Genomic DNA, 13,468 nt, shown 5'->3' on the forward strand with positions numbered 1-13,468 from the left:
CAGAGCGGGCAAACGCAATCGAGAATGGACTGCCGGCGGTCTCTTTCGGATCATCGGCGAAGCGGGAAAAACGGATATGGTAAATCTGATTGTAGACGGCAAGGAAATCGAGGTTCCCGACCATTACACGCTGCTGCAGGCGGCGGAGGCGGCGGGCGCTGAAATCCCGCGCTTCTGCTTTCACGAGCGGCTGTCGATTGCCGGCAATTGCCGCATGTGCCTCATTCAGGTGAAGGGCGGACCGCCGAAGCCGGCGGCATCCTGCGCCATGGGCGTCAAGGATGTGCGCGGCGGACCGGACGGCTCGCTGCCGGAAATCTATACCAAGACGCCGATGGTCAAGAAGGCCCGCGAAGGGGTGATGGAGTTCCTGCTCATCAACCATCCGCTCGATTGCCCGATCTGCGACCAGGGCGGCGAATGCGACCTGCAGGACCAGGCCATGGCTTTCGGCATCGACAGTTCGCGCTACCGCGAGGACAAGCGCGCTGTCGAGGACAAGTATATCGGCCCGCTGGTCAAGACGGTGATGAACCGCTGCATTCACTGCACCCGCTGCGTCCGCTTCACCACCGAAGTCGCCGGCATTTCCGAACTCGGCCTGATCGGCCGCGGCGAGGATGCCGAGATCACCACCTATCTCGAACGCGCGATGACGTCTGAGCTTCAGGGCAATGTCGTCGATCTCTGCCCGGTCGGCGCGCTGACCTCCAAGCCGTTCGCCTTCACCGCCCGTCCGTGGGAGCTGAACAAGACCGAATCCATCGACGTGATGGACGCCGTCGGTTCGGCGATCCGCGTCGATACCCGTGGCCGCGAAGTGATGCGCATTATGCCGCGCATCAACGAGCAGGTGAACGAGGAGTGGATCTCCGACAAGACCCGGTTCATCTGGGACGGTCTTCGCACCCAGCGCATCGACAAGCCCTATATCCGCGCCAATGGCCGGTTGCAGCCCGCAAGCTGGGGCGACGCTTTTGCCGCGATCAAGGCGAAGGTTGACGCCGCCAAGGGCGAAAAGATCGGCGCGATTGCGGGCGATCTGGCCACCGTTGAAGAAATGTACGCGCTGAAGGGGCTGATGGCCTCGCTCGGCTCTGCCAATATCGATTGTCGCCAGGATGGCGCGGCGCTCGACCCTTCGCTCGGCCGGGCAAGTTATGTCTTCAACCCGACGATCGAAGGCATCGAGAATGCCGATGCGCTGCTGATCATCGGCGCCAATCCGCGCTTCGAGGCGTCCGTGCTCAACGCCCGCATCCGCAAGCGCTCGCGCAAGGGCGGCTTCCCGGTCGGCGTGATCGGCGAGAATGCCGATCTGCGTTATCCCGTGAGCTATCTCGGCGCCGGCCCGTCATCGCTTGCCGATCTGGCCTCCGGTTCGCTCGATTTCCTCGAGGTGCTGAAGAAGGCCGAACGGCCGATCGTGCTGGTCGGCCCCGGCGCGCTGGCCCGCGAGGATGGCGCCGCGGTGCTGTCGAAGGCTGCTGCCATCGCGAAGGATATCGGCGCGATCAGCGCGGAGTGGAACGGTTTTGCGGTTCTGCACACCGCGGCCTCGCGCGTCGGCGGCCTCGATATCGGCTTCGTGCCGGGCGAGGGCGCTGCCGACACCGCATCGATGCTTGCCGATATGGATGTGCTGTTCCTGCTCGGCGCGGACGAACTCGATTTTTCGGCCAGGAAGGCCGGCTTCACCGTCTATATCGGCAGCCACGGCGATGCCGGCGCGATGAGTGCCGATGTCGTGCTGCCGGCTGCGACCTACACGGAAAAATCGGGGACCTATGTGAATGTCGAGGGCAGGGTGCAGATGACCAACCGCGCAGGCTTCGCCCCCGGCGATGCCCGCGAGGACTGGGCGATCATCCGCGCGCTGTCGGGCATTTTCGGCAAGGCGCTGCCCTACGACTCGCTTGGCGCGCTGCGCGCAGCACTCTACGGCGAGTTTCCGCACCTCGCCGCGCTTGACGAGATCGCTGACGCTGATATCAACGCCATCGAAACGCTGGCCGGCAGAGGTGGGGACCTTGGTGATTCCGGTTTCGTTTCGCCGGTCGTCGATTTCTACCTGACCAACCCGATTGCCCGGGCGTCCGCCGTCATGGCGGAATGTTCGGCGCTGGCGCGCAACAATTTCCAGGCGGCAGCGGAGTAAGGACAGAGCAATGGATTCTTTTTTCTGGACGTATCTCTGGCCCGCGCTGATCATGATCGGCCAGTCGCTGCTGCTTCTGGTTCTGCTGCTCATCGGCATCGCCTTCATCTTGCTTGCCGACCGCAAGATCTGGGCGGCGGTGCAGATGCGTCGCGGCCCGAACGTCGTCGGTCCCTTCGGCCTGATGCAGTCCTTTGCCGACCTTTTGAAATTCGTGTTCAAGGAGCCGGTCATTCCGGCGAGCTCGGACAAGGTGGTGTTCCTGCTGGCGCCGCTGATTTCGGTGACGCTGGCGCTGGCGACCTGGGCCGTCATCCCCTTTGCCGACGGCTGGGTGATCGCGAATATCAATATCGGCATCCTCTATATCTTCGCCATTTCCTCGCTTGAGGTTTACGGCGTGATCATGGGCGGCTGGGCGTCCAACTCGAAATACGCCTTCCTCGGCTCGCTCCGTTCCGCAGCGCAGATGGTGTCCTACGAAGTCTCGATCGGCCTCGTTATCGTCACCGTGCTTTTGACGGCCGGTTCGCTGAACCTTTCGGATATCGTGTTCGCGCAGCAGACCGGGCTTGGCACCATGATCGGCCTGCCGCCGTCATTCCTCGACTGGAACTGGCTGGCGCTGTTCCCGATGTTCATCGTGTTCTTCATCTCGGCGCTGGCCGAGACCAACCGTCCGCCCTTCGATCTTCCGGAAGCGGAATCGGAGCTGGTCGCGGGCTTCATGGTCGAATATGGCTCCACGCCATACATGATGTTCATGCTCGGCGAATATGCCGCGATCGTGCTGATGTGCGCGCTGACGACCACGCTGTTCCTCGGCGGCTGGCTGCCGATCCTGGATGTCGCGGTGCTCAACTGGATCCCCGGCGTCATCTGGTTCCTGATCAAGGTGTGCCTGTGTTTCTTCATGTTTGCCATGGTCAAGGCGTTCGTGCCGCGCTACCGCTACGACCAGTTGATGCGTCTCGGCTGGAAGGTCTTCCTTCCGCTGTCGCTCGCCATGGTCGTGATCGTCGCTTTCGTCGTCAAGCTGACCGGCTGGGTCGGCTGATGCAGGTGTTGGTCGCAACACCGGATTGGAGATTGTGAAATGGGTTCTGTCGCTCAGGCATTCAACGCGCTCTTTCTGAAGGAGTTCGTCGGTGCGTTCTTTCTGACGATGCGCTACTTCTTCAGCCCGAAGTCGACGGTCAACTATCCGTTCGAAAAGGGGCCGGTGAGCCCGCGTTTTCGCGGCGAGCACGCGTTGCGCCGCTATCCCAACGGCGAGGAACGCTGCATCGCCTGCAAACTGTGCGAGGCGATCTGTCCCGCGCAGGCGATCACCATCGAGGCCGGGCCGCGCCGCAATGACGGCACCCGGCGCACGGTGCGTTACGATATCGATATGGTGAAGTGCATCTATTGCGGCTTCTGCCAGGAGGCATGTCCGGTGGACGCGATCGTCGAGGGACCGAACTTCGAGTTCGCCACCGAGACCCGCGAGGAACTGTACTACGACAAGGACCGTCTGCTCGCCAACGGCGACCGCTGGGAACGCGAGATCGCGAAGAACATCGCGATGGATTCGCCTTATCGGTAAGGAATGGCCGGGCGGGGCATGTCGTCCGCCGGTTCGATAAACCTGAAATGAAAGGCCTGCCGCATCCGGCGGCGGGACTTTCGCAAATGTGAAAGTGGCGGGAGCCGCTGCGACCACGAAGAGAAGGCACCAAAATGGGTCTCCATGCTCTTTTTTTCTATTTTTTCGCGTTCATCGCCGTGGCGTCTGCGTTCATGGTGATTTCGGCGAAGAACCCCGTTCACTCGGTGCTGTTCCTGATTGTCGTGTTCGTGAACGCGGCTGCGCTGTTCATCCTGGCGGGCGCGGAGTATCTCGGCATTCTGCTGCTGGTGGTCTATGTCGGCGCGGTGGCGGTGTTGTTCCTGTTCGTGGTGATGATGCTCGACATCGATTTCACCGAACTCAGATCCGGCATCCTGCGCTACGCCCCTGTCGGCGCTCTGATCGGGCTCGTGCTTCTGGCGGAACTGATCGTGGTCGTGGGCGGCACCTTCATTTCGGCCGATATCGTCGCCAACACCGCGATGCCTATGCCGGCCGATACGTCGAGCGTGAAGGCGATCGGCGACGTGATCTATACGCATTATGCCTATTTCTTCCAGGTTGCCGGCCTCATCCTGCTCGTCGCCATGATCGGCGCGATCGTGCTGACGCTGAAGCATCGCCCGGACGTCAAGCGCCAGAATATCGCCAAACAGGTTGCGCGCACGCCTGAAAGCGCGCACGAGACTGTCAAGGTCAAGCCTGGCCAGGGCATATAGAACGAGAATTTGCAGGGATACGGGATCTAAGGACAACGCAATGGAAATCGGACTTTCCCACTACCTGACGGTCAGTGCCATACTCTTCACGATTGGTGTTTTCGGCATCTTTCTGAACCGGAAGAACGTCATCATCATTCTCATGTCCATCGAGCTGATCCTGCTGTCGGTCAACCTCAACATGGTCGCGTTCTCCTCGTTCCTGAACGACATGGTCGGCCAGGTGTTCGCCCTGTTCATTCTCACGGTGGCGGCGGCGGAGGCTGCCATCGGACTGGCGATCCTGGTGGTGTTCTATCGCAACCGCGGCTCGATCGCGGTCGAAGACGTCAACATGATGAAGGGCTGAATTCCAGATGATCTACAAACTCATCGTCTTCCTGCCGCTCCTCGGCTTCCTCATCGCCGGCCTCTTCGGGACCCGCCTCGGCGCCAAGGCGACCGAATGGGTGACGATCGCCTTCATGGCGGTCGCGGCCGTTCTGTCCTGGTATGTGTTCATTTCCGTCGGCTTCCTGACCCATGCGGAGGATTTCGTCATAAAGGTGCCGGTGATGCGCTGGATCACCTCCGGCGATATCGACGTTCTCTGGCAGCTTCGCATCGATACGCTGACGGCGGTGATGCTGGTCGTGGTCAACACGGTGTCCTGTCTCGTCCACCTTTATTCGGTGGGCTACATGCATGACGATCCGCATCGCCCGCGCTTCTTCGCCTACCTCTCGCTGTTCACCTTCGCCATGCTGGCGCTGGTCACCTCCGACAACTTGCTGCAGATGTTCTTCGGCTGGGAAGGCGTTGGCCTTGCCTCCTATCTGCTGATCGGCTTCTGGTACAAGAAGCCGTCGGCAAGTGCCGCCGCGATGAAGGCCTTCATCGTCAACCGCGTCGGCGACTTCGGCTTCCTGCTTGGCATTGCCGGCCTGTTCTTTCTCGCCCACACCATCAATTTCGACCCGATCTTTTCGGCCGCGGAGCGGCTCGCCAATGGCGAGGTTACGCTTGCGACCGCCGAGGGCAAGGTTGCCGTGCTGCATTTGCTCGGCATGAACATGGACGTGTCGACCGCCATCACCGCCGTCTGCCTGCTCTTGTTCATGGGCGCGATGGGCAAGTCGGCGCAGTTCCTGCTGCACACCTGGCTGCCGGACGCGATGGAAGGCCCGACCCCGGTTTCGGCCCTCATCCACGCGGCAACCATGGTGACCGCCGGCGTCTTCCTGGTCGCCCGCATGTCGCCGCTGTTCGAACTGTCGCCGACGGCGCTGACCTTCGTCACGCTGATCGGCTCGATCACCGCGTTCTTCGCCGCCACCATCGGCCTGGTGCAGAACGACATCAAGCGCGTGATCGCCTATTCCACCTGCTCTCAGCTCGGCTACATGTTCGCAGCGCTCGGGGCAGGGGCTTTCGGCGCGGGCGTGTTCCACCTGTTCACCCATGCCTTCTTCAAGGCGCTTCTGTTCCTGTGCGCCGGCTCGGTCATCCATGCCGTCTCCGGCGAGCAGGACATGCGCCACATGGGCGGCCTGAGAAAGCACATCCCGGTCACCTTCTGGGCGATGATCATCGGCACGCTCGCCATCACCGGCGCCGGTATTCCCGGCACGCCGATCGGCGCAGCCGGTTTCTTCTCCAAGGATGCGATCATCGAATCGGCCTATGTCTCGGCAAGCCCGCTCGGCAACTTCTCGTTCTGGATGCTGGTGATCGCCGCGGCCTTCACCGCCTTCTACTCCTGGCGTCTGATCTTCATGACCTTCTACGGCAAGCCGCGCGCGTCGTCCGATGTGATGCACCACGTGCATGAAAGCCCCTGGGTCATGCTGCTGCCGCTGGTCGTGCTGTCGATCGGCGCGCTGTTTGCCGGCGTCGTTTTCCTGCCCTATTTCTTCGGCCACGATTACGCCGAGTTCTGGAAGGGCGCGCTGTTCACCGGGCCGCACAACGAGGTGCTCGACGAGCATCACCATGTGCCGCTATGGGTGGTGCTGTCGCCGTTCGTGGCGATGGCGCTCGGCACGGTGGTCGCGATCTACATGTACCTGATCAAGCCGTCGTCCGCGCCGGCTCTTGCCAGGGCATTTCCGCGCCTCTACGCCTTCCTGCTCAACAAATGGTACTTCGATGAGCTTTACGACTTCCTGTTCGTAAGGCCGACCAAGGCGCTCGGCTACTTCCTGTGGCAGAAGGGCGATATCGGCGTGATCGACCGCTACGGGCCGGACGGGATTGCGGCGCGCGTCAACGACGTGACCAACCGCGTCGTCAAGCTGCAGTCCGGATATCTTTACCACTATGCGTTCGCAATGCTGATCGGCGTGGCCGCGCTTGTAACCTGGATGATGCTCGGAGGGGCTCGGTAATGAGCGACTGGCCAATTCTCTCAACAGTCACCTTCCTGCCGCTCGTCGGCGTGGTGCTGATCCTGTTCACCCGCGACGACAACGAGACCGGGCTGAGGAACATCCGCAACGTCGCGCTGTTGACGACGCTGTTCACCTTCATCGTATCGCTGTTCGTGTGGATGAAGTTCGATCCCTCCAACCCGAACTTCCAGATGATCGAGAACCATGCCTGGCTCGGCACGGGCGTTTCCTACCATCTCGGCATTGACGGCATCTCGCTGCTGTTCATCCTGCTGACGACGGTGCTGATGCCGCTCTGCATACTGGCCTCCTGGGAAGCCATCACCTATCGCGTGAAGGCCTACATGATCGCCTTCCTGATCCTCGAGACGCTGATCATCGGCGTGTTCGTGTCGCTCGATATCGTGATGTTCTACGTGTTCTTCGAGGCGGGCCTGATCCCGATGTACCTGATCATCGGCATCTGGGGGCATGAGCGGCGCGTCTATGCATCGCTGAAATTCTTCCTCTACACCTTCGCCGGCTCGGTGTTCATGCTGCTCGCCATCATGGCGATGTACTGGGTGACGGGCACGACCAGCGTGCCGGTGCTGCTGGAGTATGATTTCCCGGTCAATATGCAATACTGGCTGTTCCTCGGCTTCTTCGCCTCGTTCGCGGTGAAGATGCCGATGTGGCCGGTGCATACCTGGCTACCGGACGCGCATGTGGAAGCGCCGACGGCCGCGTCCGGCGTGCTGGCGGGCGTTCTTCTGAAGCTCGGCGGTTTCGGCGTGCTGCGGTACTCGATGCCGATGTTCCCCGACGCCTCCTATTACTTCGCGCCGGCGATCTTCGCGCTGTCGATCATCGCGATCATCTATGCCTCGCTGGTGGCGCTGATGCAGACCGACATGAAGAAGCTGATCGCCTATTCGTCGGTGGCGCACATGGGCTTCGTCACCATGGGCATGTTCTCGGCCACCACCGAGGGCGTCGAGGGCGCGATCTTCCTGATGCTCTCCCATGGTATCGTCTCGGGTGCCCTGTTCTTCTGCGTCGGTATCGTCTACGACCGGATGCATACGCGTGAAATCGCGGCCTTTGGCGGTCTTGTGAACAACATGCCGAAATTCGCCGTGGCGTTCATGATCTTCACCATGGCCAATGTCGGCCTGCCCGGCACCTCCGGCTTCATCGGCGAGTTCCTGACTGTTGTCGGGGTGTTCCAGGTCAATACCTGGGTCGCCGTGTTCGCCGCCACCGGCGTTATCCTGTCGGCGGCCTACGCGCTGTGGCTCTATCGGCGGGTGATCTTCGGCGCGCTGGAGAAGGACAGTCTGAAGGCGTTGCTGGATCTGAGCACACGCGAAAAGTTCGTGCTTTATCCCATGATCTTTCTGACGATCTTCTTCGGCGTCTATCCCGAGCCGATCTTCGCGGCGATCCATGGCCCGGTGGCGCAGATCGTTCAACATTATGATGCGGTGCTTGAGCAGACCAAGAACATCGCGCTGCCGGTATACTGAGACAGGATCTTTTGGACATGACATCGGAACTCTTACTTTCAAGTCTGACGCTGATCATGCCGGAGCTGATCCTCTCGGTCGGCGCGATGGTTCTGCTGATGATTGGCGCGTTTGCCGGGCGCAGGAGCGGCCAGACGATCGTGGGCCTTGCCGTGTTCCTGCTGATCGCGGCCTTCGCTGCATTGTTCTTCGCCGGAGAGGGAACCGCCTTCGGCGGCTCGCTGGTGTTCAACGACTTCACGCTGTTCATGCAGGTGCTGGTGCTGATTGGCGCGGCGCTGTCGATGATCCTGTCGGTCGGCCATGAGGAGCCGGAATATCTCGATCGTTTCGAGTTTCCGGTGCTGATGCTGCTGTCGACCACCGGCATGCTGCTGATGACCTCCGCCAATGACATGCTGGCCTTCTACATGGGCCTCGAGCTGATGTCGCTGCCGCTCTACGTGATCGCCGCCATCAACCGCGACAGCCTGCGCTCCACGGAGGCGGGGCTGAAGTATTTCGTGCTCGGTTCGCTGTCCTCCGGCATGCTGCTCTATGGTATTTCGCTGGTCTATGGCTTTACCGGCAATATCGGTTTCAGTCAGATCGCCGCCGTGATTTCGGCCGGGGAAACCGGTCTCGGCTTCATCTTCGGCATGGTTTTCGTGCTCGCCGGCATCACCTTCAAGATCTCCGCCGTCCCGTTCCACATGTGGACGCCCGACGTCTACGAGGGCGCGCCGACGCCGGTAACAGCCTTCTTCGCCTCCGCGCCCAAGGTCGCGGCCATGGCGATCATCGTCCGGCTGTTGATCGAGGCTTTCGGCCCGGCCGCCGATGAGTGGCGTCAGGTCGTCGTCTTCATCGCGATCGCCTCGATGGCGCTCGGCGCGTTCGCGGCGATCGGCCAGCGCAATATCAAGCGGCTGATGGCCTATTCCTCGATCACCCATATGGGCTATGCGCTCGTTGGTCTCGCCGCCGACAGCGAGGCGGGCGTCAAGGGCGTTGCGCTTTATATGGCGATCTACCTGTTCACCACGCTCGGCGTTTTCGCGATCATCATGGCGATGCGGCTCAAGGAAGGCGGCAATGTCGAGAATATCGATGATCTCGCCGGGCTTTCGACCACCAAGCCGGTGATGGCCGTCGTGCTCACGGCGCTGATGTTCTCGCTTGCCGGCGTGCCGCCGCTGGCCGGCTTTTTCGGCAAGTATTTCGTGTTCCTGGCCGCGATCGACGCCAAGCTTTATACGCTGGCGATCATCGGCGTGGTCTCTTCGGTGATTGCCTGCTTCTACTATCTGCGGGTCATCAAGGTGATGTGGTTCGATGAGCCGACTGTCGAATTTTCCCGCGTTGCGGGCGAGCTTCGCTTCGTCTTCGGGCTGAGCGGTCTTTTCGCGATCGGTTATCTGCTGTTCGGCGGCGCGCTGAACGATGCGGCGGCGGCTGCCGCTGCGGCGCTCTTCTAGGATGGCGGCAGCACATTTCGCCGTAGACGCCTATCGCCACGAAGCGCTCGATACCGTCGGCTCGACAAACAGCGAGGCGATGGTTCTTGCGCGCGCGGGCGATCCTGGCTTTTTGTGGCTGACCGCCGAACGTCAGATGACCGGCCGCGGGCGACGCGGGCGCAACTGGGTATCGGAGCGGGGCAATCTCTATGCCTCGCTTCTGCTTGTGGACCCGGCGCCCGAGGCGATGACCGCATCGCTGCCGCTGGTGGCCGCGCTCGGCGTTCATGGCGCGATCTCACGGATCATGGCGGGCCATGACGATGAGGTCGCGATCAAGTGGCCGAACGATATCCTGATCGACCGCCGCAAGGTCTGTGGTATCCTGCTGGAGGCGGAACGGCTTGCCGACGGCAGACTTGCGGTCGTCATGGGCATGGGCGTCAATGTTGCGACCGGCCCTGATGACGCGCCGTACCCGGTTGCGCGGATTTCCGATTACGTCGCCGGCGCCGATCCCGCCACGCTGTTTGCGCATCTGTTCGAAACCATGGCGCGGGAGCTTGCGATCTGGGACCGGGGCAGGGGCCTCGCCGAAACGGTGGCGCGCTGGCGCAGAGCCGCCTGCGGCATCAATGAACGTATAACTGTGAACCTTACCCGCGAGCAGGTCTCGGGGATTTTCGTCGGCATCGATGATGCCGGCATGCTGAAACTGGAAACGAAGGACGGCCTGCGCACCTTTGCAGCGGGTGACGTCTTCTTCGACAATCAAAATGGATAACGCTTGATGGCGGACAATAACGCGGAACTGGTCTTTCTTCCTTTGGGGGGGCTTGGCGAAATCGGCATGAACCTGGCGCTTTACGGCTATGGACCGGCGAAGAAACGCCAATGGATCATGGTCGATTGCGGCGTCACCTTTCCCGGCCCGGATCTTCCCGGCGTCGATCTGGTCCTGCCCGATATCGAATTCGTGCGCGAGCAGCGCGACAATCTGAAGGCGATGATCATCACCCATGCGCATGAGGATCACTACGGCGCGATCGCGACGCTGTGGCCGGGTCTCAATGTGCCGATCTATGCGTCCGCCTTCACCGCTGGCCTGCTTGAGGCCAAGCGCGCATATGAAAGCTGGATGCGCGAAATTCCGGTGACGCTCTTTAAGGCCGGCGACACCATCAATGTCGGGCCGTTCACGATCGAGGGCATAGCCGTCAACCATTCGATCCCGGAGCCGATGGCGCTCGCGATCCGTACGCCGCTCGGCAACATCGTCCATACCGGCGACTGGAAGATCGACCACGCGCCGACGCTCGGTCCGAAAACCGACGAAGCCCGCTTGCGCGCCGTCGGCGACGAGGGCGTGCTGGCGCTGATGTGCGATTCCACCAATGCCATGCGCGATGGCGTTTCGCCCTCCGAGGAGGAGGTTTCGGCAAGCCTGCGCAAGGTGATCGAAAACGCCGAGGGGCGGGTGGCGCTGACCACGTTTTCCTCCAATATCGGCCGGATCCGGTCGATCGCGAAGGCGGCGGACGAGGCGGGACGCCAGGTGCTGCTGCTCGGCTCCTCGCTCAAGCGCGCGGTCGCGGTCGCCCGCGATCTCGGCATGATGGAGGGCGTGAAGCCGTTCGTCGACGAGGACGAGTTCGGCTATATTCCGCGCGACAAGGTGGTGGCGATCCTGACGGGTTCGCAGGGCGAAAGCCGCGCGGCGCTGGCCAAGCTTTCACGCGACGAAATGCGCAATGTGGCGCTTGCCGCCGGCGATCTGGTGGTGTTTTCCTCGCGCGCCATTCCCGGCAATGAAAAGGCAATCCAGGATATCAAGAACGGGCTGGTCGAGCAGGGCGTCCATATCCTCACCGATGGCGAGGCGCTGGTGCATGTGTCCGGCCATCCCCGCCGCAACGAACTGAAGCAGATGTATGAGTGGATCCGCCCCGAGATCCTGGTGCCGGTCCACGGCGAGGCCGCTCATCTGACCGCGCAGAAGGAACTTGCCGAGCAGAGCGGCATCGCCCAGGTGCCGCGCGTCAGGAATGGCGACCTGCTGCGCCTTGCGCCCGGCCCGGCCGAAGTGATCGGCCATGTCGCGGCGGGCCGCGTGTTCAAGGACGGCAAGCTGATCGGCAGTATCGATGAAATGGGCATCGGCGATCGTCGCAAGCTGTCCTTCGTCGGCCATGTTTCGATCAATGTCCTGCTGAATTCCAAGTTCGAGTTTTCCGGCGACCCGGATGTCGTGCCGATCGGCCTTCCGGGCTTTGACGATGACGACGAGAAGATGGAGGACGTGCTGTTCGACGCCGTGCTCGGCGCCGTCGAGAGCATTCCGCGCTCGCGCCGCAAGGATCTCGGCATGGTCAGGGAGGCCATCCGCCGCTCCGTCCGCGCCGCCGCCAACGAGTGCTGGGGCAAGAAGCCGGTGGTGACGGTGTTTGTGAACAAGCTTGGGTGAGGGTTTATCAAGCAGGTTCGAAGACTTTCTCCCAAGGATTTGATTTTCTACGCGAATCCGTTCCAGCTACGCGCATGCCATGGTTTCATTAACGGCTTTACAGCTCCAATCTCCCCCTTGAGGGGGAGATGTCGCGAAAGCGACAGAGAGGGGTATAGGCTTGAGCCGCAATCTCGGTGCTCTCGGAGAGGGTTCACCCCTCTCTGCCCCTGTCGGGGCATCTCTCCCTCAAGGGGAGAGATTGTGGGCGGCAACGTTGAAGTTTAACTCGCAGCCCGAAGCCCAAGCGACCTTCCGTCACCCCGGCCGCCGGAACAACCGGCTCTGCTCGAACAGGCCTTCCAGAACGCTGATGCGTTCGCGGGTCTTGTCCCAGCTTTTCGATTGCACGGCCTCGATCAGCGCCTCCACCACGAACAGCGTCACGATCGAGGAATCCCAGGCGGAGGGAACCTCGATGTGGACGCGGAAGGTGTGGCGGGCGAATTTGGCGACGGGGGAGGCCCACTGGTCGGTGAACAGGATGATCTCGAGCCCGTTCTCCTTCGCCACCCGCGCCAGCACCGCCATGTCCTGCTCGTAGCGGCGGATATCGAAGATCACCAGCACATCGCCCTCGGCCATGTTCAGCATGTGCTGCGGCCATGACGAGGAGTTCGACGACATCAGCGTCGTCTTGGGACGGATCACCTGCATGTGGGTGAAGAAATAGCTGGCAAGCGACCCGGTGATGCGCCCACCGACGAAATAGACCCCGCGCTCCAGATCGGACAGAAGATCGGCGGCGCCGGCGAATGTCGCCTGATCAAGCTGCGTCAGCGTGCGGCGCATATTGTCGATCGCGGCCTCGCCGAAGCGGTTCAGGATATGGGTTTCGGGAACGTTGCGGGCGAGGCGGTCGTGTTTCGCGATCGGATTTGAAAGCGTTGCTTCCAGCTCCTGATGAAGCCGCCCCTGAAATTCACCATAGCCCTTGAAGCCGAGCTTCTGCACCATGCGGGCAACCGTGGGCGTCGAGACATCGGCATTTTCGGCGAGCGTCGTGATGCTGCCGAGACCGGAGACCGGATAGTTCTCCCGAATGGTGTCGGCAAGCCGCTTCTCCGAGCGCGTCAGGCCCTCATAGCTCGCGGCGATAATGTCGGCGACGGTCCGGATTGTGTCTTGCAAGGGCAACTCCTCGAATTCACCGTCATTAA

The 13,468-nt window shown here is 61.6% G+C and carries 11 protein-coding genes; 10 read left to right on the forward strand and 1 reads right to left on the reverse strand.

The window, feature by feature from the left end; genetic code table 11:
* The first annotated feature begins 76 nt into the window (after positions 1-76).
* From nuoG to HQ843_RS16155, 10 genes are all read left to right on the forward strand, one after another.
* Positions 77-2,158, forward strand: a complete 2,082-nt coding sequence (gene nuoG, locus HQ843_RS16110) for an NADH-quinone oxidoreductase subunit NuoG (protein ID WP_180897371.1) — start codon at positions 77-79, stop codon at positions 2,156-2,158.
* A 10-nt stretch (positions 2,159-2,168) separates the two neighbouring features.
* Positions 2,169-3,215 carry an NADH-quinone oxidoreductase subunit NuoH gene (gene nuoH, locus HQ843_RS16115; RefSeq protein WP_180897370.1) on the forward strand — a complete coding sequence of 349 codons (1,047 nt, stop codon included), beginning with the start codon at positions 2,169-2,171 and terminating at the stop codon, positions 3,213-3,215.
* Positions 3,216-3,254: 39 nt separating this feature from the next.
* A complete protein-coding gene (gene nuoI, locus HQ843_RS16120) occupies positions 3,255-3,746 on the forward strand; it encodes an NADH-quinone oxidoreductase subunit NuoI (protein ID WP_180897369.1) in 492 nt (163 codons plus the stop codon).
* Between the two features lie 134 nt (positions 3,747-3,880).
* Positions 3,881-4,489, forward strand: coding sequence for an NADH-quinone oxidoreductase subunit J (locus HQ843_RS16125; RefSeq protein ID WP_180897368.1), 609 nt, complete (start codon positions 3,881-3,883; stop codon positions 4,487-4,489).
* Between the two features lie 40 nt (positions 4,490-4,529).
* On the forward strand, positions 4,530-4,838 hold the full coding sequence (nuoK, locus tag HQ843_RS16130) for an NADH-quinone oxidoreductase subunit NuoK (protein ID WP_045681979.1): 309 nt from the start codon (positions 4,530-4,532) through the stop codon (positions 4,836-4,838).
* Between the two features lie 7 nt (positions 4,839-4,845).
* On the forward strand, positions 4,846-6,855 hold the full coding sequence (nuoL, locus tag HQ843_RS16135; protein ID WP_180897367.1) for an NADH-quinone oxidoreductase subunit L: 2,010 nt from the start codon (positions 4,846-4,848) through the stop codon (positions 6,853-6,855).
* The gene (locus tag HQ843_RS16140) at positions 6,855-8,366 is read left to right on the forward strand and encodes an NADH-quinone oxidoreductase subunit M (protein ID WP_180897366.1); all 1,512 of its coding nucleotides are present in this window, start codon (positions 6,855-6,857) and stop codon (positions 8,364-8,366) included. The genes nuoL and HQ843_RS16140 overlap by 1 nt, the downstream gene beginning before the upstream one ends.
* Positions 8,367-8,383: 17 nt before the next feature.
* Positions 8,384-9,823 (forward strand): NADH-quinone oxidoreductase subunit NuoN, encoded by a 1,440-nt coding sequence (gene nuoN, locus HQ843_RS16145; RefSeq protein ID WP_180897365.1) that lies wholly within the window; start codon positions 8,384-8,386, stop codon positions 9,821-9,823.
* A gap of 1 nt (position 9,824) precedes the next feature.
* The gene (locus tag HQ843_RS16150; protein ID WP_180897364.1) at positions 9,825-10,589 is read left to right on the forward strand and encodes a biotin--[acetyl-CoA-carboxylase] ligase; all 765 of its coding nucleotides are present in this window, start codon (positions 9,825-9,827) and stop codon (positions 10,587-10,589) included.
* 6 nt (positions 10,590-10,595) lie between these two features.
* Positions 10,596-12,269: a ribonuclease J gene (locus tag HQ843_RS16155; RefSeq protein ID WP_180897363.1), complete on the forward strand. Its 1,674-nt coding sequence runs from the start codon at positions 10,596-10,598 to the stop codon at positions 12,267-12,269.
* A 297-nt stretch (positions 12,270-12,566) separates the two neighbouring features.
* Here the strand turns inward: HQ843_RS16155 and HQ843_RS16160 are convergent, their stop codons facing one another.
* Complete coding sequence (locus HQ843_RS16160; RefSeq protein ID WP_180897362.1) at positions 12,567-13,439, reverse strand: MurR/RpiR family transcriptional regulator; 873 nt, start codon at positions 13,437-13,439, stop codon at positions 12,567-12,569.
* Between the last annotated feature and the right edge of the window lie 29 nt (positions 13,440-13,468).

This window comes from Martelella sp. NC20 (genome assembly GCF_013459645.1).
Lineage (GTDB): Bacteria > Pseudomonadota > Alphaproteobacteria > Rhizobiales > Rhizobiaceae > Martelella.